We start from the raw sequence: 22,020 nt of genomic DNA, 5'->3' as shown, positions 1-22,020 counted from the left end.
AGCCACTTCACCCGACGGCCGGCAACGGCCGTCATTTTTGCCATCTCAAGCAAGGAGACTCACCATGAGTATCTTCAGCAAAATCAAGCACGCGTTTCAGCACATCGGCGAAGACATCGCCAAGGTCGGCAAGGGCTTTGTCCACGCCGCAGAAAGCGTGGGCAAGACCCTCGTCCACGACGTGGAAGCCGTTGCCAAGCAAACGGCAGCCCTGACCAACGACCTGGTACATCTGCGCCTCCAAAAAGCGTTGCACGACGCCGTGGGCGTTGGCGAGACCGCCTTCAAGGGCATGCGGGATCTGAACACCGCCGCCTTCGACGTGGCTGAGAAATCGCTGGAAAACGCCCACCTGAGCAAGGGCCTGGACAAGGCACTGAGCAAGGTGGACAAGGCCCGCGGCTTCGTCAACGACATTGCTGACCGCACGGTCAAGGGCATCGGCGACAGCGTCAACGGCGTCGCGGACAGCAGCATCGCTGCGGCCAAGGCGGCAGCGCATGGCCACTTCGGCGAAGCGCTGGGCGATATTGGCTCGGCCGCCGGCAACGCTGCACAGCTGGCCTCGGACCTGACACCCGAAGGCCTGGCTGCCAGCGCTGCCTCATCCGTGCTGCAAAAGACGCATCTTGGTGGCGCGGTGGTCGACTCTGTTGTGGAAGGCGCGCTGACGGGTGGCCGTAGCGGCATCAAGGATGCGGTCAAGCTCGCCGCCAAGGAAGGCGCCAAGGCCGAAGTTGGCGTTCAGGCGCAGAACCTGTTCGACAAGGCCGCCAGCAGCGGCAATGGCAAGGGCGCCATGCTGCTCGACGCGGCGGCGACGGGTGCCGGCCTGGCAGGCGATCTCCACGCCTCGCGCAAAACACGCCATGCCTCGCAACCTGAGGCGCACTACGCCACGGCGCAACATCCGGCCCACACCAGCGAGCAAGACGGCGCTGGCCGCAAGGGCAAGAAGAAGCACGAGGCCGAAGTGGATTCGAGCAACGGCAACGGGAACAGCACCGGCAAGACGGGCAACGGCAACAATGCGCAGCCCAACGGCGCCGACCCGACCGGGCAAGACGCGCTGCTGGAGCTGCAACTCCTGCAACAACAGTCCGCACAGCAGCGCACGCTGGCCGCCATCAAGTCGAACGGCAACGACGACGATGATGATGATGGTGACGACGTCACCTCCAAGGCCCCCATCTCGGCACCGCAATCCTCGGGTTCGAGCCAAGTGAGCGCCAGCGCGTTGACGCACAAGAAGGCCGCGTAAGCCATCGCTTGATCTTGTTTCACCTCGGCCCCACGCGATGTTTGCGTGGGGCTGATGCTTTGAGCACGCGCGGTGCTCGCTCAAACCTTCATCGGGCTCCGACACCCTCGTCGCGCCGTTTATTCGTCTCGATCTCCATGCCCTCGATCAATCCATTTCGCCGGACCTCACACGCCCCGGCTGCCGACTCCACGCCGCCACGCGGCGGGGTCCCGCCCTATGTGACGCCCCCGCGCCAAGAACCCGCACAACAACCACGTCGACGCGGCATTGCCGGGCTGTTCGGGCGACGCCGCGCGTCGACCCATGCCGGTGAGGGTTCCTCCGCCCGCCCCCACGTCACGGCCGGTACGCCAGCCGGCACAGCGCGCACGGCGCCGAACAGTCCGCTCCATGGGCACGCCTCGGCGCCAAACAACCCGCTGCATGGTGCCGCCGCCATGGACGCGCGCATCACCGCCTCTGGCGTTCATCAGGCACTGCAACAATGGCACGCGCAGATGCTGTCCCAGATTGCCGACTATCGCCCGGCCAATCCGCCCGCCGGCTTCAGCGCGGCACGCCAGCTCAACAACGCACGAGAGCACATCGAAGACGTGGCCCGAGGCCGCTGGGATTCCGCAGACAAGATCGTGCTGAAGACGACACCCGTGCTTCAACTGCCGGAGTTCGTCTCCGAAATCGCCCACCTCAAGGCGCTTGAACTGTCGGATTGCGACCTGCGCGAGTTGCCGCATGATCTAGGCAACCTGGGCATGCTTGAAACGCTCAAGCTGCACGACAACCGGCGTTTGCTGACACTGCCCAATACGCTGGGGCAACTGCCGCAACTCAAGCACCTCGAACTGGTGGGCAGCGGCGTGCGCGATTTGCCGCCCTTGCACGGCCTGGTGAACCTGGAGCACCTTGCGATCAAGAGCACACCGCTCACGTCGGTGCCACGCGACATTGGCAACGCGCAGAAGCTGAAGACGCTGTCCTTGGCACATACCTACCTGCGCGACGTGCCAGCCAGCATCGGCAATCTGTCCAGGCTCACTGAACTGAAGTTGAACAACAACGTGGGCCTGACGGCGATACCCGAATCCATCGGGAACCTGCGAAACCTGCAAACCCTCAACCTCTCACACTGTCCGCAACTGCGCGCCATACCGGCTTCCATCAGCAGACTGCGCAACGTCACCATCGATTTGCGCGGTTGCACAGGCCTCACCATGGCGGGCCTGCCGACATCGCTCATCACGCCCAAGCCAGGCCGCAAGGTCCACTTTCCTGAACACCTCCGAGACGAGATCGGTAAAGCCCGTGCGGACCTGGCCAAGAAGCACGACCCACGGCTTCAACTCCTGCACGCCGACATCGACCGCAAGAACGAGGAAATGGAAGACGCCGTCTTCGGCTCCGCCGGCGGCATGAACAACGCACAACTGGTATCGGTGGCGTTCCGCTTGAAGGGGGCGCACAACCGACTACCGGCGGTGCAAAACCAAGCCGTGCGCAACCTGATGGCCCCGCAGGCCAACGATTCCGCCGCCATGCGGCAGGCACTGGCCGAGGCATTCAACACCGAGCCGGACCGCGAAGTCTCCAACCGATTGAATACCGCAGCGCGCGCATTGCCGCGCACCTTGCAGCATGAACTTGCCGACCTGGTGCCCTCCAGCGCCGGGCGCCAACTGGTGATCGCCATTGGCGAAAGCGCCTTCGGCGTACGCGGCAACAGCCGGCTTCAGCAAAGGCTGCCCGCGTTCGCGCACAACATTGCCAGCCACCCGCAGATCCAAGCGCTGCGCGAGCAGGCACGGCGCTTTCCATCCGCCAATCTGCCGCACGAAACGGCTGCGAAGCTGATGCCCATCGTCCAGCAACTGTGGGACATCACACTGGCCAAGGCAGCGCTCGAAGCCCTTCCAGTGAATTTGCAGAAGGAACTGAAGCCCATGCTGGCGTCGGCCGGCGGCCGGCAACTCGTGCAGGAACTCAGCAAGGTGGCCGAAGGTGCCCGGGGCACGAGTGCGCTGAAGGCGCTTTTGCCGCAACTGGCGACGCGGATGGCGCAAGACCCGCAAGCGAAGGCCGTCCAGCGGCTGATGCAAGCAGACCGGCAAGCCAGCCCAGAAGAGCGTAGTGCAGGCCTTGCCGTGGCGTTGCTGCCCATCGCTCAGCAGCACTGGCAGACGCTTCAGCGAGAAGGCACTGCCGGCCCGTCACGCCAGGCCTGACGGCTTTCGAGTGCCCACAATGAACAAAGCCTCCCACTGGGAGGCTTTGCTACAGCTGCATGAGGATTGCGCGTTACAGCGCGATGACCCGCGGCGTCAGCAGGAACAACCGCTGAAACCGCTGCCCAGTCGTCTGGTCATGCCGGAACAGCGCACCCAGCAGCGGAATCTTCGACAGACCCGGCACGGCATCCACCCCCTTGGTCTGCTGGTCCACCGAGTAGCCGGCAATCAGCAGGCTCTCGCCCTCGTTGATCAACGCTTGCGTGTTGATCTCGCTCTTGTTGACCACCGGCAGGTTGCCAACCATCTGGTTGGTGATCTGGCCATCTTCAATGTGGATGTTCAGGCGGATGCGCGACGTGCCGCCGTCCGACACCACCATCGGCAACACCCGCAGCGAAACCCCTGCCGAGATGTTGTACAGATCGGCCGACTGATACCCCGCCACTGGCACGTAGAAGTTCTGCTTGCTGTCCATCACGGCCTCGGTGTTGTCCAGCGTGGCCACCTTGGGGCTGGCGGTGATGTGCGCCTGGTTGGTCTGCTGCAGCGCGCTGATGCGTGCCATCAAGTAGCGCGACGCCCCGCCAATGACGGCCGTGAGCACGCCACCGGTCGGCGTGGCCGCAATGGCCGCCGCTGCGTTGGCCGTGGTGGCCACCGAATCGAGCGAACCAGGGTTGGCGAGCTGCGTGTTGGTGCCATAACCCGTTTGTAGATCGACGCGGCTGTTATGCAGGCGCCAGTCGACACCCAGATCTTCCAGCGCGGTTTCGCTGATCTCGATGATGCTCGCGCTGATCTCCAGCACGGCCGGCCGCGTGTCGAGCGACTCGATCAACGACTGGTGTGCGGCCATGCGATCGGCCCGGTCACGCACGAGCACCGAGTTGCTGCGCGGGTCCGCACGGATGATGGGCGCGCTGCCGCCATCGTCCTGGAAGGCGTCGGTGCGGCTGCGCGTTTCACCCGCCGGCAAGGGCGCCGCTGAGTTGCCGCCGGCATATTGGCCGACGCCGCCCGGCGGCAGCGGCGGCTTGCCGCCCAGACCCGCGAGTGCGCGCGTGCCGCCACGGCCGGCATTCGCCTCACCGGGGGCGACGCTGTTGACGCGACGATCCCCACCGCGCGGCGCCTGCGTGCTCTCAGTACTCGGCGCGTTGTTGGCGTACATGCTGTTGAGGATCGACGCCACTCCGCGAATGTTCATGCTTTGCCCGTCGACGACCATGGTGTGATCGGTGGCCCAGGCATAGCGCAACGGAAACGTGCGGACCACGGTACGGTTGGCATCTTCACGGCCGCGATCGATCAGGCGCGCGATGTCCTGCACCAGCTCCACCAGACGCGGCGGACCGGACACCACCACGCTGCCCGTCTCATCGTCATACAGCACCGGAAAGCGCGGGTCCGTCACGCCCAGGCGCGTCAGCGCACGCTTGACCTGCGAGGTGGACGCGCGTTGCAGCGCAATCGTTGCGCTCTGCGCTTCGTTGGCGCCGGTCACGCGCAGCACCGCGCCGTCGTAGTACCACGCAAAACCAAACGTAGCGGCCATGCGGTCCAGAAACTTCTGCGGCGCTTCATTAAAGTTGCCCGTCACGCTGCCCTCGACCTGGGGCGAGATCCACGTCATCACATGTTGGCTCGCACCCAGATCGCGCAATACGTCCTTCACGTCCTTGCGGTCGGCCACGTATTCAAATTTCTGCGATTGCCATGGGATGACCGCAGCCATGGCGCTGCCCGCCAATGACAGCGCCGCGACCATCGCGCCCATCAGGCGCAGGAACACAGCACGCACGCCGCGCGTCCGGCTCGCTGTTCGAGTCAGATGCATGATTGCACTCCGAGAGGATGAAGAAGACGGGCCATGCGCGTGCATGCGCACGGCCACTGGGCGGCTTAACGCCAGATGGTTTCTGACGGGGCTTCGTTGAACTGCTTGCGATAGCCCTTGACCAGTGCCGAACGGCTGCGGATGCCCCAGCGCGATGCCGTGTCGATGATGTTCGACGGCCCACGCCCTTCGTCGAGAAGGTCAGAGCGAATGCCCTCAAGACGCAGGCGGCGAATAACCGAGCTGGGCGACATGCCCACCGCGCTCTTGAAGGCGAGCTGCAGCGCGCGTTCCGTCACGTTGATGTGCGCGGCCACCTCACGCGTGGTCAGGTCGCTGCGCTCGATGTTGTCGAGGATGTAGTGATACGCACGACGGTACTTGGCGGACAGCCGCGCGCTCACGTCATCCGACGCACGCGAGGCGGCCGGCGTGGTCTGCGCGATGCGGCGCACGCCGGGCGATTCCGTGCGCAGGCAGCGCAGCGCGTCTTGCATGTAAGCGGTGTAGTACTTCAGTGCGCCGGCCGCATCGCCGCGCTGTGCGGCCATCTTGGCGCGGCAGTACAGGTAATCGAAGTTCCAGCGGCGCGCACCGAAGGAGGTATCGCGGTTGCAGATCTGGTCGAACACCCTGCCGGCCACGTCATGCTGCTCACCGCTGAGCGCGGCCAGCACGACTTCCACCTTGGTCTGCATCAACAGGCGGCTACCCATGCGGCGCGATTGACCCATGATCGCCATGAGCGGATCGATGGCAGTGCGGTCGCCATCGGCCATACGGCGCAGCAGGCTCAGATATTCAGCGCGGCGTTGGACCATGACGGGAATGGCCGCGTCATGCTTGCCATTGCCGGCCCAGCCATCGCGGCCGCCGTGGTGGTGCAGCAGCGCGGCACCCACTTCTGCCGATTGCCAGAACGCGTGTTCCAGCAAGCGGTTGGAGCAGCGAATGCCGGACTGCACGGCAAATTCATAGACGATCAGATCGAGCGCGGCGATCCAACCGGTGTCCTTACGCTCGCTCGCGATCTCACGGGCGGATTGCAGTGCTTCGTCTGCGGCATCCTGCTGGCCGAGCTGGTGGTGCACCAGTGCCAGGCCCATCATGCCCTCAACGCGCTGCGACCACGTCGCACCTTCATCTTCCGCCATGCGCGAGAAGCAGCCGGCCGCAGCGGAATAGCGATCACGCAGCAACGATTGCCAGCCCGTATTGCGGCACGACACCACCCGCAGTTGATCATCCGAATGGCGGATGAGTCGTTGGGCGGCGCGGAAGGCCTCTTCGGCATCTTCCTCGCACTCGAGCAACATGGAGGCATCCGCCATGGCCAGCACGCCGACGTAGTCGCTTGCATCTTTGCCTTGCAAGCCTTCATGGTCATCGACCAATTGATACGCGCGCTCGAATTCCTCGGCGAAGACAGCTTTCGCATAGTCGGGCAGACGTTCGCGCGTGGCGAGCCCGGAGGCCAAGGCAAAGTAGATATTTCCCAGCATGACGATGCTCCCGTTGAGGTCGTGACAGCCGGCGTGGCGCCGACAATTCCGTGTTGAATCTTCTAAGGACATCCTAAGAAATCACGGGCTCGACAATCTCAACAAAGCTTCGTCAGGCGCTGAACAATCCTCACTGCGGAAGTTTCGGTTTTGACGACCTGCCGTCGCCCGCTGTGTCACCCACCAGCCCGCTCTTGACCCGCTGCAGCAGCTGGCTGTAGGTGAGCGTATCTCGCACCTGGCTGGACATGGCGATCACCAGCGCCGTCACCATCAGGATCGCCACGGCACCCTTGATGGGCTGGCCGAGCGATGCGGGTTCCAGCTTGTCAGCCGCACGCGAAAGCAGCCCGATACCCGCGTCGATCAGGAAGAGCGTCATCATCACCGGCGCTGCCAGCTTGACCGCTGTGGAGAAGATGGAATCGGTCTGCTGCAGCAGAAAGCTTTGCGCCACGGCGCTCATGTCGGGCAACGTCGCGCCCAATGGCCACCAGCGAAACGATTCAAACACCACGCCCAGTAAAAACAGCATGCCACCCGCTGCATAGAACAAGGTCACGGCCAGGTTCAGCAGCGTGTTACCGATGGGCGTGTTCTGGTCCCCCTGCAACGGGTTGCTCATCTGCACGTTGTTGAAGCCCGCCATGTTGTCGACGATCGTGCCGGCTGTCTGCGCCACCCAGAACACCGTGGATGCCGCGTAGCCGAGGCACGCCCCAAGAAAAATCTCCTTGCCCGCAAGCAGGAACCACCGGGCCGCGCTGAGGTGTTCCGCCACGGCTGGCGGCTGCGCCGCTGCCACGATGATGGCGAGCGTGTAGACCACGCCGTTGCGCGCCGTGCCGGGCACGGATTGGTCGCTCGTGGCGGGCAGGATCGCGAAGATCGTCATGATGCGCACGCACGACAGCGCAAGCAGCGCCAGGATGACTTCCGCGCTTTCGTCAACATCAAACCAAGCGCGCAGTACGGTATCGATAGCTTCCATAGGAATGCGTGAAGGTCGTCAGAGGTGTCGGGCCTCAAGCCCCGACGCGGGGGCGTGGCCGCGCGAGGATGGCTTCCACGGCCTCTTCTTCGGTGGCAAGTTCGCGCTCGGTGGCGTCTTGTTGGTCGAGGCGTTCTGCGGTCTTGCGACATTGGTCCAGCATGGCATCTAGCCGGGCCAGTGCTTGCTTGCGCACCACCAGTTCCGCTTCGCGCTCGGCCACGGCGGCGTTTGCAGCAGCCACGGTCTGCTCGGCTTGTACAACCGCATCGTCCAGCTCGCCGCGAAATGCGTCGTAGCGCAGGTACGCATCGGCCAGCAACACAGGGGCGGCGATCAACGCGTCCATGCGTTGGATGTGGCCGCGCAGCCGGTCGTGCGCAAGCTCACAGGCGTGCTCGCTCTCTGCCACTGCTTCCCGCGCGTCGGCCACGGCCTGCTGCGCGAGGGCGATCTCTGCTTCTACGCGGCGGCGCTGGCGCGTCTTGGCCTCGATCAGCGTGTGCCATACGTGCGAGCGCTTGCGCGTCATGCCTGCGCCACCTCGCCTAGCAGCCGCGCGGTCTCGTCGGGGCTGCACCACTCATCGGTACGCTGGCGCAGGAAGTCTTCCATCCAGCCGTTCCACTGCACGGCGGTGTCGGCCACGGCGTCGCTGCCTTCCTTGTACTCGCCCATCTGCAGCAGCGTTTCCACCTCGTTGTACTTGGCCAGCAGCTGGCGCATGCGGCCGGCTGCGGCGCAGTGGTCGGGCGGCGCCACCTGTGTCATCACACGGCTCAGGCTGTTGAGGATGTCGATGGCCGGGTAACGGTTGCGGGCGGCAATGTCGCGCGACAGGATCAGGTGGCCATCCAGAATGCCGCGCACTTCTTCAGCGACGGGGTCGTTGCCGGATTCGTCTTCAGCCAACACGGTGTAGAGCGCGGTGATCGAACCGGCTGCACTCATCCCGGCACGTTCCAGCAGGCGCGGCAGCTCGGCAAACACCGATGGCGGGAAACCGCGCCGCGTTGGTGGCTCGCCCGCGGCCAGGCCGATCTCGCGCTGGGCGCGCGCAAAGCGCGTGAGCGAATCCATCATCAACAGCACGCGCAGGCCCTGATCTCGGAAGTACTCCGCGATGGCAGTGCCGACGTGCGCCGCCTTGGCGCGCTCCACCGACGAACGGTCCGACGTGGCGCACACCAGCACGGAGCGGCGCATGCCCTCCTCGCCCAGAATCTGCTCGATGAACTCGCGCACTTCACGCCCACGCTCGCCAATCAGCACGATCACGTTGACGTCGCATTCGGTGCCGCGTGCCAGCATGCCCAGCAAGGTGCTCTTGCCCACGCCTGCTGGCGCGAAGATGCCCATGCGCTGGCCCTCGGCCAAGGTCGCCAAGCCGTCGATCACGCGTACACCCGTGGCGAGCGGCAGCTCGACCAGGCGGCGCGACATGGGGTCGGGCGCCTGCGCAAACACCGGCATGTAGCCGACCACATCCAGCGGCGGCCCACCATCGGCCGGCCGGCCCAGCCCGTCGAGCACGCGCCCCAGCAAGCCCGGGCCAATGCCCACGGAGAGCGTGCGCCCGCTCGGCACCACGCGGGTCGAGCGCGACAAGCCCACCACGCCGCCAAACGGTGCCAGCAGTGCAAAGTGCTCGCTAAAGCCGACCACCTCGCCCTGCTGCAGTTCAGTGCCGTCGGGCGTGGTCAGCGTGCACAACTCGCCGAGCTTGACGTCTACGCCGCCCACACGCAGCAAGGTGCCGGTCACTTCCACCACCTTGCCGAACCGCTGGACGGTGACCGTGCTGCGGACGGCTTCGTCCAGGGCGTCGATGAGCGCGGCTTTGGTCATTCCGCATCCTCGTCGTATGTGTCGTGGTCGTCGGCATAGGTGGCGCTCGGCTCGACAGGCGTGCGGCGCTTGCTCGACAGCGCTTGCCGCAGCGCGGCCAGTTGCACGCGCAGGCTGGCGTCGGCCACGCCGTGGTCCCATTCGCACTGGCAGTGGCCCGGTTCGGCACGATCATCGGCCAGCACTTCAATCGCAGCGCTGAGTGTGCCGGTTTGCACTGCCTTGGCGAAGGCCGCGCGGGCGGCGTCAATTTCATCGGCACACACGCGCACCGTCAGCCGCGACTGGCTTTGCAGCACGCGGCCAAGCGTTGCCGCCACGCGGGCAAACAGCGCTTGCCGGTCGGTTTCCAGCACCACGTGTTCCACCGCCTGCATCACGGTTGTGGCAAGCCGACCCTCTTCGCGGTGCGTGGCTTCCGCATCCTCAAAGGCGCGTGCGGCCATCGAGGCATGAAAGTCTTCCAACGCGCGACGTTGGCCCGCCGCATAGCCGAGTTTGGCGCTGCGTTGGGCACGTTGATCGGCTTGTCGCAGCATCTCATCGGCGGTGGCCTGCGCCTGAGCGACGATGGCGTCGGCCTGGGCGCGTGCATCGGCCAAGGCGGCGTCGCGCGCGGCCTGCACGGACTGCCATGCAGCATCCAGATCTACCACGTGCCGGTAGTCTTCGGCGCGAATCACGTCCGAGCCAATGCCCAGCGCGGCGTCGCGTCTCAGCCAAATAACCATGACAACTCCGGAAAGAGAACGGGCAACGCAGCCATGAACTGCGCGGTTTGCTCCTCAACTGCGGGGGCATCCGGGCCTACCGCCACGGGCGCTTGCATGTTGATCGTCAGGCGCATCAGCTGCGCCAGCGATGGGTCGGTCACCGCGCCTTCGGCAATCAGCGCGTGCAAGCCGGCCTGTGCCAGTTGCTGCAAGTCCAGCGTCGGCAGGGGGCCGCCCGGGTCGGCAGCCCAGTGCTCGCGCTGCGTCAGGGCCGCGAAGGCTGCGTCACCCAATAGCGCTTCAAGGCTCGCTAGGTAGGTGCCGTCGATGCATCGGGCCAGCGCACCCCGCCTGGCGATCAAGATGCGGGCGGCCAACACGTGCCGGAGGTGTTCTGCATCCAGCACCGCCAGGCGGTGTGCCTGGGCCAGCAACGTGGGCAACCCGACCTGGCGCACCCCCAGCACCAGACACACCTGGCGCCAGTCTTTGACCAGGTCCGCCGGCAAGCCATTCGCCTCGGCTGCCCATGTCGAAGCGTTGACCACGAGCGGCAAGCCCTGCAGCCGTTCCTGATAGGCGTGCAGCATGCGCAGGATCATGGTGGCATCCGGCGTGGTGGCAAAGGCAGGTGCGGCGCTGGCGTGGCTCATGCGGTTGCGCGCTTCTTCCAGCGTGCTGGCAGTTTGTCTTCCACGCGCGCGCGCACTGCGTCAAGTCGCGTCCGGACGGCAGCCAGCCGGGTCGCGGCGCGCCACAGCAGCAAGATCACGCCCAGTGCACCTACCACGCCACCCAGCGTGGCCCACGACACCCCCGCAGGCGCGCGGCTCGCCGCGTCGGAGGTGACCGCTGCGTCGACCGTACCGGGTACGAGCGTGACGCTCACGTTCTCGTAAGTCAGCCCTTCCACGCTATGCACAACGAGGTTCTTGATGCTCGGCACCAGCGACGACACGTTCGCACTCGGCCGGTACTTGATGAACACCGATGCACTGGAGGGCTTGACCACCGTGGCCAGCGGATCGTTGTTCGGCAACACGATCTGCACGTTGGCCACCGCCACGCCATCAATGCGCGAGAGCGTTTGCGAGAGCTGCTGCGACACGCCGTAGATAAAGCGCACGCGCTCTTCGGTGGGGGTGGAGATCAGCCCATCCTTCTTGAAGATGTCGCCCAGGCTCGCGTACTTCTCGTGCGGCAGGCCATGGCTGTGCAAGACCTCCATCGCGCGTGCAAAGGCGTCTTGCTCCACCATCACTGTCCAGGTCTTGCCGTCGTCGGGCGAGTTCTTCTGCGCGTCGATACCGGCTTGCAGCAGCACGGTGAGCATGTCGTTGGCATCGGCCTCGCTCAGTTGTGCGAACAGCTGCTTGTTGCAGCCGGCCAGCAGGGCGCTCAGCACAAACAGCAGTGCCAGCGCGCCACGCCGCGTGCGGGAGGATGCAAGCGCGGTTTGCATCATTGGTTCCGCATCAAGGTCTGCACGGCATTCTTGCCGGAATGCGCGATGGTGCTGCCCAGGTGGATCTTCGTCATGGTGGCCGCGCACTCCATCTGCACACGTACGCCCTCGGCCACCACTTCCTGCACGGACATCCCACGTTCGGCTTCGGTCATGGCTTCCACACGCGCCATGGATGCCTGCACAGCGGCATCCTCTTTCTTCACCAGCTCGCCAACGGCCGACGGCCCTTTGCTGTGGTGCTGGCTGTGTTTGGCGTTCTGCAGCATGGATTCAAAACGTGCGACCAGCTCGGGCGAAGGCGCCGCACTGGCAGCCGCTTCCGTGGGGGCAATGGCGGGGGCCTGCGTGCCTGCAGTCACGGGGGGAATGGCGGTCGGACCTTGGATCATGATGGACTCCCAACAGGATGATGACGATGGTTAGACGCGGGTGAAGTAGTGCGCGCTGTGGTAGGCGCTCAAGTCCACGCTTTCGGCGGCCGGCGCGGCGGCGGCACCGGTAGTACCGGTGAACGTGCCCGCATCCATCTCTTCCTGCACGCCAACCAGCGTGCGCACTAGGGCGACGGAATCCGGGTCTTCGTCGCGCGCGAGCACCTCGTTGGCATACACGTGCCATTCCGGGTCGCCCAGGGCATTCAGGCACAGGGCCATCATGGCCGAGGCAAACGGCACCACACTTTCAGCGCGCTCGCCGTTGTGCAGTTCACGCAAGATGCGCGCGGCGTCGGCGTATTGATGGCGGCCGACCAACAGCCAGCCTTCCACCAGATCGAGCTCGCGGAAGTTCGGGCGCAGCGTGCGCAGCGCAGTCAGCAGCGACTGCGCGTTATCGAACTGCCCGCTGCGGGTCGCATACATCAGGACTTCCAGCAGCCCGCCCAGCAGGCGGTTGCTGCATTGAATCGGTTCCATATCGCAGGGTTCTCCGTGTCAGGTCATGTCGATGCCGGCATGGGGATGAACCGGCCGACCTCGGGTGGAACCATAGACGCCCGCATGCAGCCCGCCGACGGGCCAGCGCGAAAAAGAGCGCCCCACCCCGAAGTCCGCCCGCCCTGTGCGCAGGCGCGCACACCACCGCGCCGCCCTATTGCGTACGGGTTGCCTACGACCTTCGGAACGGCGCATTCGCTTTCGCCCGCGGCGCGAGAAGGCATCACCCGCGTCCCCACAATGCCCTGCATCACCACGGCCGCTTGCGCTCGCACCATGTCGGACGAAAAAACCGAAGAGCCCACAGACAAGAAACTCAAAGACGCGCACAAGGACGGCGAGACCGCCAAGAGCGCGGACCTGATCGCCGCCGTCGTTCTGCTGACGGGCTGTCTGCTGCTTGCCATGACGGCGTCGCTACTGGGCGATCGCTGGCGGGCGCTGGTGGACCTTGCGCTCGATGTCGACAACAGTCGGCACCCCACCATGACACTCAAGCAGACCATCGGCCATGTCGCACTGCAGCTCGCGCTGATGACGCTGCCCGTGAGCCTCGTATTTGCGCTCGTCGCGTGGATCGGCACCTGGGGCCAGACCGGCATCGTGCTCTCGACCAAGCCGCTGGAACTGAAGATGAGCGCCATCAACCCGGCATCGGGCCTCAAGCGCATGTTCTCCATGCGCTCGATGATCGATCTGCTGAAGATGGTCGTGAAGGCGGTAGCGGTGGGCGCCGCGCTGTGGAAGCTGATCCTGATGTTGTTGCCCACCATCGTGGGCACGCCGTATCAGCCCATCATGGATATCGCCCAGATCGGCATGTCGATGCTGGTGAAGCTGCTGGGCGCGGGCGGCCTGCTGTTTCTGCTGCTAGGTGGTGTGGATTTTGGCATTCAGCGCTGGCTGTTCATCCGCGACCACCGCATGAGCAAAGACGAAGTCAAGCGCGAGCACAAGAACAGCGAAGGCGATCCGCACATCAAGGGCCAGCGCAAGCAAATCGCACGCGAGATGGTGGAGGAGGCCAAACCGAAGCAGACCGTGGCCGGCGCGCAGGCCGTGATCGTCAACCCCACGCACTACGCAGTGGCGATCCGCTACGCGCCCGAAGAATGCGGCCTGCCAGTGATCTGCGCCAAGGGCGTCGACGACGAGGCCCTCAAGCTGCGTGAAGAAGCGCAGGCGTTGGGCATTCCGATCATCGGCAACCCGCCATTGGCGCGCGCGCTTCACCTAGTGGAGCTGAACGCCCCGGTTCCTGAAGCGCTGTTTGAGACCGTGGCTGAAGTGCTGGCCTGGGTAAGCGAGATCGGCGCGAAGGACCCCAGCGCCAAACACATGGGCGTCAGCCCTTCCATCTTGAACTGAGGCATCCGACATGGCCAAGAAAACCGCCGTTTCCGAATTCAGCGGCGAAATCGGCATCGCCGCACTGGTGGTGGCCGTCATCGCGTTGATGGTGCTGCCGCTGCCCACCGTCCTGATCGATTCGCTGCTGGGGTTGAACATCACGCTCTCGGTGGTGCTGCTGATGGTGACGATGTACATCCCGGCGGCGACGTCGCTGTCGGCGTTTCCATCGCTGCTGCTGTTCACCACGCTGCTGCGGCTGTCGCTGAACATCGCCTCCACCAAGTCCATCCTGTTGCATGCGGATGCCGGCCACATCATCGAGAGCTTCGGCAAGCTGGTGGTGGGCGGCAACCTGGTGGTGGGGCTGGTGGTGTTCCTGATCATCACCACGGTGCAGTTCATCGTGATTGCCAAGGGCTCGGAACGCGTGGCGGAAGTCGGAGCGCGCTTCACGCTCGACGCCATGCCCGGCAAGCAGATGAGTATCGACGCCGACCTGCGCGCCGGCCACTTGAGCGCAGATGAAGCCCGCAAGCGCCGTGCGCTGCTGGCCATGGAAAGCCAACTGCACGGCGGCATGGACGGCGCCATGAAGTTCGTCAAGGGCGATGCGATTGCCGGGCTGGTCATCACGCTGGTCAACATCCTGGCCGGCATCGTGATCGGCATCACGTATCACGGCATGACGGCGGGTGATGCGGCCAACCGCTTTGCCGTGCTGTCGATTGGCGATGCCATGGTGTCGCAGATTCCGTCGCTGCTGATTTCCGTGGCGGCTGGCGTGATGATTACCCGCGTGTCGGACGATGACCACGGCGCCAAGCCTAGCTCGCTGGGCAAGGAGATCGTGCGCCAGCTCTCTACCAGCGCGCGCGCGATGTTCACCGCCAGCGCGCTGCTGGCCGGCTTTGCGCTGGTGCCGGGCTTTCCGTCGTTCCTGTTTGTGGCGCTCGCGGGTGTGGTGTTCGGCTTTGGCTACACCCTGCGCAAGCGACTGAACAGCGGCAGCACGGCCGACTCCGAAGCGCTGCCCGCGCTGTTGCGCGAGGGCTCGAAGGACAAGGCGCCGACCATTGCGGACAAGGCGCCCTCCTTTACCGCGCCACTGGGTGTGCGGCTTGGCACGCGACTGGCGGAAGGTCTCGACATCCCCAAGCTGGACGCCGCATTCCAGCAAGGACGCCATGCACTGGCCGAAGAGCTGGGCCTGCCCTTCCCCGGCATCGCTGTGTGGAAGAGCACCACGCAACCGGAAGATGCCTACGAAGTGCTGGTGCACGACATTCCCGGCGAAGCCGTGAGCGTTCCCGAAGGCAAGGTGTCGACAGAGGCGCTGCCAGAGCCGTTGCGCGCCAAGATACTCGCCACGCCAGACACGCCGCCGCAAGCCGAACAGGTGATTGCCGACCACGTCGTGCACGTGCTGCGCAAGAACGCCCACCTGTTCATCGGCCTGCAGGAAACCCAGTGGATCATGGAGCGCGTGACCACCGAGTACCCCGGCCTGGTGGCCGAAGCGCAGAAGGCCGTGCCCGCGCAGCGCATGGCCGATGTACTGCGTCGCCTGCTGGAAGAACAGGTGCCGATCCGCAACATGCGCGCGATTCTGGAAAGCCTCGTCATTTGGGGGCCGAAGGAGAAAGACACGCTGATGTTGGTGGAGTACGTGCGCGGCGATCTCGGCCGGCAGATTGCGCACCAGGCCACCAGCGGCTCGCGCAAGATGCCCGCCATCCTGCTCGACCCCACGGTGGAGCAGACCGTGCGGCAGGCGATCAAGCCCACGCCGGCGGGCAACTTCCTCACGCTCGATCCGCAGCAAGTCGACAACATCGTCACGCGGCTCGAACACATGAGCCGCAGCGCGCCGCAATCCGCCGCTGCGCAGGTGGGCGCGTTGGCCATCGTCACGTCAATGGACATCCGCCGCTACGTGCGCCGCATGATCGAACCGCGGTTGCAGGCGTTGAACGTGTACTCGTTCCAGGAGCTCGGGCCGCACGTGGATCTGCAGCCCGTCGGCAAGCTGACGCTGTAATGGTGTAAACGGCCATGACCACATCTGTACGCCTGTGGCGGGCGCCGCCCATCACCCCAGCGCCCCACCCCGCCACGCCCGCCCGGCGTGCTGCCACGTCACGCAATGCAGAGGCGCGCGCCAGCACACCAACTGGCCCCAGCCCCGCCGAGCACGCGCTGTGGCTGCCGCCCGATGGTGACGACAGCGACACGCGTGAAGCCATGCCCGAGCGCGAGTCATCCTCGTCAGACGACGGGGCCGATGCGCAACCAGAAGACGCCACACCCGACACGCCCACAGCGCAGCACACCTCGGCCATGGCCAACCGCCTGGTCCGCGCGTGTTCGGAAATCAGCGTCGGCAACACCGTGACCGAACACCTGGCGCAGTTGCTCTCGCGTTTCTGCGGCTCGCACGTCGTCAAGGCGGGCGGCGAATGCTGGGAGGTCACGCTGGACCTTGACCCCCGCGTGCTGCCCGAGACCCGGCTCACGCTGCAGCTTTCGCCCCACACGCTATGGCTTCGCTTCCATGCCGGACACCCCAGGGCGCGCGACTTACTCTCCGAACATGGCGATGCACTGCGCCAACGCGTCCACGTTTTGCTGGAGCAGCGCATCGATGTTGAACTCGAAGTGTGGTGACGCCCCGCCGGCGATCCCGCACGCGCACTCTGCCGACTCGCTATGAACCACGGGCCAACGCCGTCCCCGCTCGATGCGCATCTGCGTGCGTTCACGCCGGCCGAGGCTGCGTTGACGCGGCTGATCGGCACGCCGTTTTCTGAGGGCGATGCCGGTACGTGGCAACTGCGCCTTGCTGACCATGCCGACCACGCCACGCCGATGCAAGCGCCGTTGCGCCTGGGCATCCGCGCTTCGCAATGCACTGCGGATGTCGTGATTGATGGCGCAAACCATCCGGCACTGCATGCCATCGCCCAGGAAGGCGATGCTGACCGGCGTAAGGCGCTGGCCGGGCTCTGGCTGACGCCGATGCTCGACGGGTTGTCGGCAGCCGGCCTGGGGGATGCCGCTTTGGCGGCGTTTGCGCCCGAGCCCAGCGGCACGCCAGGGCCTGCGTTGTCCATGCGCCTTGATGGCCCGCATGGCGAAACCCGCTGCCGCGTCGCCTCGCTGGATTGGCATCGCGCGCCGCCCGCTCCGCCCATGGCCGATCGCAACACCGTGCTGGCCCAGCTTGGCGTGATCGGCCTGCCCGTGCATGCACGCATCGCCAGCCGCCAATGTGCAACCGCCACGCTGGCATCGCTCGCCCCCGGCGACGTGCTGCTCGGTTGGGGCCACCACGCCTATCAGCCGGATGCCGAAGAAGGTGCCCTGCACCTGACGTTCGGCAATCGCCGACAGCTCCACTTCACTGCCCATGCTCACTACAAGGAAGGCACCGTGACGATCCTCGATGTTCCCACGCTCGCAGACGACGACACGCCCACGGCGGACAACACCGCGCAAGACGGCGCCTATGACGCCGCAGACGGTATCGCCGTGGAGGCACTGGAAGTGCCGGTGCACCTGGAGGTGGCCGTGATGAGCCTGCCGCTGGCAGAGCTGGCCGCGCTGGCGCCCAGCCATGTGCTGCAATTGCCCGTGCTGTTGCGCGACGCTACGGTGCGTCTGGTCTGCCACGGCCAAACGCTGGGCCACGGCCAGCTCGTCGCGGTGGGCGATCACCTTGGCCTGCAGATCTCGGCAATGAGCGCCCGCCATGCAGAACATTGAGTTCGCCTCGCTCATCATCGCGGCGGTCGCGATTGCGCTGCTGCCGTTTGCCGCCATGGTGGTCACGTCGTACACCAAGATCGTGGTGGTGCTCGGCTTGCTGCGCAACGCGCTGGGGGTGCAGCAGGTACCGCCCAGCATGGTGCTCAACGGCATTGCGATGATCGTGTCGTGCTTCGTGATGGCGCCGGTCGGCATGGAAGCGATGCAGCGTGCGCACATGCAGCTCAATGACTCCAGCGCGAACGTTAGCCAGGTCATGCCGCTGCTCGACGCTGCGCGCGAGCCCTTCCGCCAGTTCCTCGACAAGCACACCAACGCGCGTGAGAAGGCGTTCTTCATGCGTTCGGCGCAGCAACTATGGCCGCCCGCCAAGGCGGCGCAGCTGAAGGAAGACGATCTCATCATCCTCGCGCCCGCCTTCACGCTCACGGAGCTGACCTCCGCCTTTCGCATCGGCTTTCTGCTGTATCTCGTCTTCATCGTCATTGACCTCGTGATCGCCAACCTGCTGATGGCGCTGGGCCTGTCTCAGGTCACGCCCAGCAACGTCGCCATTCCGTTCAAGCTGCTGCTGTTCGTGGTCATGGATGGGTGGTCGGTGCTGATTCACGGGCTGGTCAACACTTACCGCTAAAGGGCCGCAATGGACTACGACAACATCACCCGGCTGACCAGCACGGCGCTCATGCTGTGCCTGCTCGTCTCGCTGCCCGCTGTGGCGGTGTCGGCCATTGCGGGCCTGCTGATCTCGTTCGTGCAGGCGGTGACCTCGCTGCAGGACAGCAGCATCTCGCATGGCTTGAAGCTCATCATCGTGTCGGTGGTGATCGTGGTGGCGGCACCGTGGGGCGCGGCGTCGATCCTGCAGTTCGGCAACACGATCCTGCAGTCGCTGTTCCAGTAAGGGGCGTGCCATGACGCGTATCTCCGCCTCGTCGTCGGGCCTGTACTCGCTGCCCGATCCTGTACAGACGCAGCCGTCGACCCCGGTTACGCCGCACCACCGCAAGCACCATCGGCACGGCGTGCATGGCCACGGCCATGACGCCGCCGAATTGCAGGTCGAAGAACAGCTTCATCACCACAAGCACCTGGCGCAGGTCGCCAAACGCGTTCGCAGGCCACGCACGGGCAAGCGCAGCGGCGCCGGCTCGCCCGAAGAACCCATCACGGACAGCACGTTTGAAGAACTGCTGCTCATGCTCGAAGAGCATGCGAAGAAGGTCGAGCCGTTGGTCGTTGGGTTGTCACCCCGGCAAGGCCAGAGCGATGGCGAAGACGACCAGGCAAGAGATCGCCGAAGCTCCGAGGGCCGCCGCGCAGTGCTACTGCAGTACCTGCAGGAAACCGCAAACGAGGCCCCCGCCGCCGTGGGCAAAAAGGCCTCGGTTGCCGAAGCCGGTGCATCGTCCGCCGACGCACTGCTGGCTGAGGTGCAAGCCTCCGGTTACCAGCGTCTTGAGCAAGAGTTGCTGGCGGTGCGACACGCCATGCGTACTGGCCACCCGATGCCGCTGCGCATAGCGTTTGACATTCTGCGCAGCTATTTGAAACAGACGCCTGTCGAAGGCACGCCCGCCACGCTGCTTGCGGTCAAAGACCGCCTGCTGGCAACAACGGCTGCGCAACACCCAGCGGCCAGCGCGCTGACGGACCGCGAGAAGACGTTCAACCTGCTGTTTCCCCTGTTACTGCTCAGCCCATCGCGGCCGCGCATTGGCCGCGAGCGCGGCGAAAGCATCGCCCGCAGCAGCGCCGTGGCGCGCCGCTGGACAACCGAGCTCTGGTCCTATCGGGCCGGGCTCGGTCTGGCCCTGCCACACATTCCTGATCCTTCTCTGCAATCACCATGAACAAGCACATCCGCGTGTTGGCAGGCGCGCATGCCGGCGCCTGCCTCGACCTGAACCCGGGCCGCTGGACGGTGGGCCCCGACGTGCAAGCCAGTATCCGCGTCACCGATTGGACTGCGGAGCCGCTCGCCTTGCGTGTCGATGCCGAGCACGGTGTCCTGCTGGAATCGGAGGACGGCGATACGGTCTGGGACGACCTTTCACCTCGCCGCTTTGGCGACGTGGTCCTCTGCGTCGGCCCCGCCGATGAGGCATGGCCCTCTGACCTGACCCTCCTGGAGCGTGTGCTGTCGCCCACGCTCGCCGACGCAAACGCCGACAACGCGATCGCCACACAAGCGCCGGTGTCCAATGCGCCTGCTTCTGCGCCGGCCCGGCCTCGCTCGCGCAAGGGCTGGATGGGTGTGACGGCAGTCGCGTTGCTCACACCGTGTGCACTGCTGCTGGCGTCCACGCGCGAAACATCCCTCGCCGCGCATTCCCCCCCCACGGCACAGCCGCCGCTGCTGGAACGCGTTCGGCTGTGCCTGGCGCAGCATCGCATCGACGGCCTGCAACTCGAGCAGCACGACAACGAGATCATCGTGCACGGCATCGTTACCTCGGCGGCCGAAGAGCTCTCCACACTGCGCGACCTGCATGCGCTGTCGCCGTCCATCCACACCGATCTGTCGATCACGCAGGAGGTGATTGAAAACCTGCGCGAATCGCTGCAGGAGCCGGCGCTGCGCATCAGTTATCTGGGCGGCAACCGGTTCGCCATCGCTGGCCCGGCGGTTCACCCCGAGCGTGTACGCGCAACGGCGGACCACGTACGCAGCGACCTGGGCGGCAACATCAAAGACATCGTCCTGGACATCACGCAGGCTCGCGTGCGCAATGGCAAGGTCGATGCCACGTCTGCACTGTCCGTTGATGAGCTGAGCTACATCGAAAGCTCTGACGGCACCAAGGATTTTCTCGCCGCGCAGCACTAAGGCGGCCCCACGTTCGTGCCTCTTCCCTCTTGTTTTGGAGACTCCCATGTTTGATCACTTCACGCTCGACATCATCGAAACGTTTGACGGCATTCAGGCCTTTGCCAAGCAAGAAGGCCCGAAAGATTTCGGCCCGCTGCACAAGGCCGTCGAAGCGCTCCAGCGCACCGCCATCGACATGGAACAGCGCGCCATTCGCGCCATCGACGTCAACCAGCGCGAGCAGCTGCGCGTGCTGTCGCATGGGTTCTCCAGCGCGGCGCAAGTGTGCTCGGGGCTGATCCCCGCGTAACGCGCATACGACCCGTACGGGGCTTCGCGAGACGACATCACATTTCGCGTCTTCGTCAGCCCAGCATCGCGCAATACACGATGATGTCTTCACGGCGAACACAACAGCAATACGTTCGCTGAACCAAATCGACGACATGCTTCTTCTGGCTTGTTGTTGAAAACCCCGGCTCTCACCCGAGACCATTCATCCACTGCAAAAGGAGTTTCCTATGTCCGCTATTACCGCAGCCGCTGGCCTGGGCGATGCTGCTAGCCGTCTGTCGTTCAACGCTCAAAACGAAGCCATTACCAAGGAAGGCGAGCAAGACATGCTGAACGCTGCCAAGCTGCAAAACGAGCTGAACCGCGTCAACATGTTCGCCAAGCTGATGGAAGCAGGCCCGAAGGCCGCCAAGGACCTGATCTCGTAATGATCGGTTCCGGACGGCACATCCTGTGCCGCCGACGTTCGGGAACGGGGCCGCGCCGTTCCCGAGCGGTTTTTTCTTAGGCATCACCCGCGCGCTTCTGCTTCTCTCACTCGGCCCCTCGCGCCGCAGCCGATTCACTGAACACTGAATCCGGCCCCGCCACCGCGATCCCGACACGACACCGATCCACCGCAACACCTTCACCGCTGCGCAAGCCCGTACCTTACCGGCAGGCGAATCGACATCGCACGCTGGCCAGGACTACGCGGCCACACCCGCGCAGGATGCCCTGCAAGCCGTGGTTTCCACCTGCACCGCGCACACCCCCATGGACAGGAACAGCGCGCCATTCGCGCAACCGACGTCAACCTGCGCGAGCAGCTGCGCGTGCTATCGCTCGGTTTTTCGAGCGCGGCACAGGTGTGCTCTGGACTGATCCCGGCATGAGCCGCATACGGTGCTTTCACGCTTCGCGAGACGACATTCGGCTTCGCATCTTCGCCAGTTCAGCACCGAGAAATCCACGATGATGTCTTCACGGCGAACACAACAGCAGCACGTTCGCTGAACCGAATCGACGACATG

General features: G+C 65.0%; 22 protein-coding genes. 12 read left to right on the top strand and 10 right to left on the bottom strand.

The genetic code is table 11. The features are described 5' to 3' along the window. The first annotated feature begins 64 nt into the window (after positions 1–64). Together ACS7SF_RS25780 and ACS7SF_RS25775 are read left to right on the top strand one after the other, a co-directional pair. Entirely contained in the window at positions 65–1,261 is a 1,197-nt protein-coding gene (locus ACS7SF_RS25780; protein WP_439893296.1) for a hypothetical protein, read from the top strand. 440 nt (positions 1,262–1,701) lie between these two features. Next, positions 1,702–3,483, top strand: a complete 1,782-nt coding sequence (locus ACS7SF_RS25775) for a leucine-rich repeat domain-containing protein (RefSeq protein ID WP_439893295.1) — start codon at positions 1,702–1,704, stop codon at positions 3,481–3,483. A 73-nt stretch (positions 3,484–3,556) separates the two neighbouring features. Here ACS7SF_RS25775 and sctC read toward each other — a convergent pair whose 3' ends face one another. The 10 genes from sctC to ACS7SF_RS25725 form a co-directional block, all read right to left on the bottom strand. Then, positions 3,557–5,257: a type III secretion system outer membrane ring subunit SctC gene (gene sctC / locus ACS7SF_RS25770; protein WP_439894483.1), complete on the bottom strand. Its 1,701-nt coding sequence runs from the start codon at positions 5,255–5,257 to the stop codon at positions 3,557–3,559. A 134-nt stretch (positions 5,258–5,391) separates the two neighbouring features. Further along, on the bottom strand, positions 5,392–6,828 hold the full coding sequence (locus ACS7SF_RS25765; protein WP_439893294.1) for a helix-turn-helix transcriptional regulator: 1,437 nt from the start codon (positions 6,826–6,828) through the stop codon (positions 5,392–5,394). A gap of 130 nt (positions 6,829–6,958) precedes the next feature. After that, positions 6,959–7,819, bottom strand: a complete 861-nt coding sequence (gene sctT, locus ACS7SF_RS25760) for a type III secretion system export apparatus subunit SctT (protein WP_439893293.1) — start codon at positions 7,817–7,819, stop codon at positions 6,959–6,961. Between the two features lie 34 nt (positions 7,820–7,853). Continuing rightward, a complete protein-coding gene (locus ACS7SF_RS25755) occupies positions 7,854–8,351 on the bottom strand; it encodes a type III secretion protein HrpB7 (protein ID WP_439893292.1) in 498 nt (165 codons plus the stop codon). Next, positions 8,348–9,667, bottom strand: coding sequence for a type III secretion system ATPase SctN (gene sctN, locus ACS7SF_RS25750; RefSeq protein ID WP_439893291.1), 1,320 nt, complete (start codon positions 9,665–9,667; stop codon positions 8,348–8,350). Before sctN ends, ACS7SF_RS25755 begins: the two co-directional genes overlap by 4 nt. Next, positions 9,664–10,398, bottom strand: coding sequence for a type III secretion system stator protein SctL (sctL, locus tag ACS7SF_RS25745; RefSeq protein ID WP_439893290.1), 735 nt, complete (start codon positions 10,396–10,398; stop codon positions 9,664–9,666). The genes sctN and sctL overlap by 4 nt, the downstream gene beginning before the upstream one ends. Continuing rightward, positions 10,383–11,033: a type III secretion protein HrpB4 gene (locus ACS7SF_RS25740; RefSeq protein WP_439893289.1), complete on the bottom strand. Its 651-nt coding sequence runs from the start codon at positions 11,031–11,033 to the stop codon at positions 10,383–10,385. The genes sctL and ACS7SF_RS25740 overlap by 16 nt, the downstream gene beginning before the upstream one ends. Continuing rightward, positions 11,030–11,842 (bottom strand): type III secretion system inner membrane ring lipoprotein SctJ, encoded by an 813-nt coding sequence (sctJ, locus tag ACS7SF_RS25735; protein ID WP_439893288.1) that lies wholly within the window; start codon positions 11,840–11,842, stop codon positions 11,030–11,032. Before sctJ ends, ACS7SF_RS25740 begins: the two co-directional genes overlap by 4 nt. Beyond that, complete coding sequence (locus ACS7SF_RS25730) at positions 11,842–12,237, bottom strand: type III secretion protein HrpB2 (protein ID WP_439893287.1); 396 nt, start codon at positions 12,235–12,237, stop codon at positions 11,842–11,844. Before ACS7SF_RS25730 ends, sctJ begins: the two co-directional genes overlap by 1 nt. A 30-nt stretch (positions 12,238–12,267) precedes the next feature. Further along, positions 12,268–12,762 (bottom strand): HrpB1 family type III secretion system apparatus protein, encoded by a 495-nt coding sequence (locus ACS7SF_RS25725; RefSeq protein ID WP_439893286.1) that lies wholly within the window; start codon positions 12,760–12,762, stop codon positions 12,268–12,270. Between the two features lie 297 nt (positions 12,763–13,059). Between ACS7SF_RS25725 and sctU the strand changes: the two genes are divergently transcribed. The 10 genes from sctU (at position 13,060) to ACS7SF_RS25675 (ending at position 21,435) form a co-directional block, all read left to right on the top strand. Further along, positions 13,060–14,151 carry a type III secretion system export apparatus subunit SctU gene (sctU, locus tag ACS7SF_RS25720; protein ID WP_439893285.1) on the top strand — a complete coding sequence of 364 codons (1,092 nt, stop codon included), beginning with the start codon at positions 13,060–13,062 and terminating at the stop codon, positions 14,149–14,151. A gap of 10 nt (positions 14,152–14,161) precedes the next feature. Continuing rightward, the gene (locus tag ACS7SF_RS25715) at positions 14,162–16,174 is read left to right on the top strand and encodes an FHIPEP family type III secretion protein (protein ID WP_439893284.1); all 2,013 of its coding nucleotides are present in this window, start codon (positions 14,162–14,164) and stop codon (positions 16,172–16,174) included. A gap of 14 nt (positions 16,175–16,188) precedes the next feature. Next, on the top strand, positions 16,189–16,800 hold the full coding sequence (gene sctP / locus ACS7SF_RS25710) for a type III secretion system protein SctP (RefSeq protein ID WP_439893283.1): 612 nt from the start codon (positions 16,189–16,191) through the stop codon (positions 16,798–16,800). A gap of 42 nt (positions 16,801–16,842) precedes the next feature. Beyond that, positions 16,843–17,898, top strand: coding sequence for a type III secretion system cytoplasmic ring protein SctQ (gene sctQ / locus ACS7SF_RS25705; protein ID WP_439893282.1), 1,056 nt, complete (start codon positions 16,843–16,845; stop codon positions 17,896–17,898). Next, complete coding sequence (gene sctR / locus ACS7SF_RS25700; RefSeq protein WP_426400624.1) at positions 17,885–18,535, top strand: type III secretion system export apparatus subunit SctR; 651 nt, start codon at positions 17,885–17,887, stop codon at positions 18,533–18,535. The genes sctQ and sctR overlap by 14 nt, the downstream gene beginning before the upstream one ends. Positions 18,536–18,544: 9 nt before the next feature. Beyond that, complete coding sequence (sctS, locus tag ACS7SF_RS25695; protein ID WP_024978147.1) at positions 18,545–18,805, top strand: type III secretion system export apparatus subunit SctS; 261 nt, start codon at positions 18,545–18,547, stop codon at positions 18,803–18,805. A 10-nt stretch (positions 18,806–18,815) separates the two neighbouring features. Beyond that, positions 18,816–19,754: a type III secretion protein HrpV gene (locus ACS7SF_RS25690; RefSeq protein WP_439893281.1), complete on the top strand. Its 939-nt coding sequence runs from the start codon at positions 18,816–18,818 to the stop codon at positions 19,752–19,754. Next, positions 19,751–20,731, top strand: a complete 981-nt coding sequence (locus ACS7SF_RS25685; RefSeq protein WP_439893280.1) for an HrpD5 family protein — start codon at positions 19,751–19,753, stop codon at positions 20,729–20,731. The genes ACS7SF_RS25690 and ACS7SF_RS25685 overlap by 4 nt, the downstream gene beginning before the upstream one ends. A gap of 46 nt (positions 20,732–20,777) precedes the next feature. After that, positions 20,778–21,023 carry a type III secretion protein HrpX gene (locus ACS7SF_RS25680; protein WP_426400628.1) on the top strand — a complete coding sequence of 82 codons (246 nt, stop codon included), beginning with the start codon at positions 20,778–20,780 and terminating at the stop codon, positions 21,021–21,023. A gap of 211 nt (positions 21,024–21,234) precedes the next feature. Next, a complete protein-coding gene (locus ACS7SF_RS25675; protein ID WP_439893279.1) occupies positions 21,235–21,435 on the top strand; it encodes a serine kinase/phosphatase in 201 nt (66 codons plus the stop codon). Positions 21,436–22,020: the final 585 nt, after the last annotated feature.

It is taken from the genome of Ralstonia sp. 25C (assembly GCF_051904805.1).
Classification (GTDB): domain Bacteria; phylum Pseudomonadota; class Gammaproteobacteria; order Burkholderiales; family Burkholderiaceae; genus Ralstonia.
Note: the sequence above shows the minus strand (reverse complement) of the source record. Positions and strands in the feature narration are given on the sequence as shown.

Coding starts and splice junctions, on each gene's coding strand:
- ACS7SF_RS25675 (WP_439893279.1), top strand. CDS start 21,235: ATGTCCGCTATTACCGCAGCCGCTGGCCTGGGCGATGCTGCTAGCCGT.
- sctJ (WP_439893288.1), bottom strand. CDS start 11,842: ATGCAAACCGCGCTTGCATCCTCCCGCACGCGGCGTGGCGCGCTGGCA.
- sctR (WP_426400624.1), top strand. CDS start 17,885: ATGCAGAACATTGAGTTCGCCTCGCTCATCATCGCGGCGGTCGCGATT.
- ACS7SF_RS25740 (WP_439893289.1), bottom strand. CDS start 11,033: ATGAGCCACGCCAGCGCCGCACCTGCCTTTGCCACCACGCCGGATGCC.
- sctP (WP_439893283.1), top strand. CDS start 16,189: ATGACCACATCTGTACGCCTGTGGCGGGCGCCGCCCATCACCCCAGCG.
- ACS7SF_RS25680 (WP_426400628.1), top strand. CDS start 20,778: ATGTTTGATCACTTCACGCTCGACATCATCGAAACGTTTGACGGCATT.
- sctN (WP_439893291.1), bottom strand. CDS start 9,667: ATGACCAAAGCCGCGCTCATCGACGCCCTGGACGAAGCCGTCCGCAGC.
- ACS7SF_RS25730 (WP_439893287.1), bottom strand. CDS start 12,237: ATGATCCAAGGTCCGACCGCCATTCCCCCCGTGACTGCAGGCACGCAG.
- sctC (WP_439894483.1), bottom strand. CDS start 5,257: ATGGTCGCGGCGCTGTCATTGGCGGGCAGCGCCATGGCTGCGGTCATC.
- sctU (WP_439893285.1), top strand. CDS start 13,060: ATGTCGGACGAAAAAACCGAAGAGCCCACAGACAAGAAACTCAAAGAC.
- sctL (WP_439893290.1), bottom strand. CDS start 10,398: ATGGTTATTTGGCTGAGACGCGACGCCGCGCTGGGCATTGGCTCGGAC.
- sctT (WP_439893293.1), bottom strand. CDS start 7,819: ATGGAAGCTATCGATACCGTACTGCGCGCTTGGTTTGATGTTGACGAA.
- ACS7SF_RS25765 (WP_439893294.1), bottom strand. CDS start 6,828: ATGCTGGGAAATATCTACTTTGCCTTGGCCTCCGGGCTCGCCACGCGC.
- ACS7SF_RS25775 (WP_439893295.1), top strand. CDS start 1,702: ATGGACGCGCGCATCACCGCCTCTGGCGTTCATCAGGCACTGCAACAA.
- ACS7SF_RS25725 (WP_439893286.1), bottom strand. CDS start 12,762: ATGGAACCGATTCAATGCAGCAACCGCCTGCTGGGCGGGCTGCTGGAA.
- ACS7SF_RS25715 (WP_439893284.1), top strand. CDS start 14,162: ATGGCCAAGAAAACCGCCGTTTCCGAATTCAGCGGCGAAATCGGCATC.
- sctQ (WP_439893282.1), top strand. CDS start 16,843: ATGAACCACGGGCCAACGCCGTCCCCGCTCGATGCGCATCTGCGTGCG.
- sctS (WP_024978147.1), top strand. CDS start 18,545: ATGGACTACGACAACATCACCCGGCTGACCAGCACGGCGCTCATGCTG.
- ACS7SF_RS25685 (WP_439893280.1), top strand. CDS start 19,751: ATGAACAAGCACATCCGCGTGTTGGCAGGCGCGCATGCCGGCGCCTGC.
- ACS7SF_RS25755 (WP_439893292.1), bottom strand. CDS start 8,351: ATGACGCGCAAGCGCTCGCACGTATGGCACACGCTGATCGAGGCCAAG.
- ACS7SF_RS25780 (WP_439893296.1), top strand. CDS start 65: ATGAGTATCTTCAGCAAAATCAAGCACGCGTTTCAGCACATCGGCGAA.
- ACS7SF_RS25690 (WP_439893281.1), top strand. CDS start 18,816: ATGACGCGTATCTCCGCCTCGTCGTCGGGCCTGTACTCGCTGCCCGAT.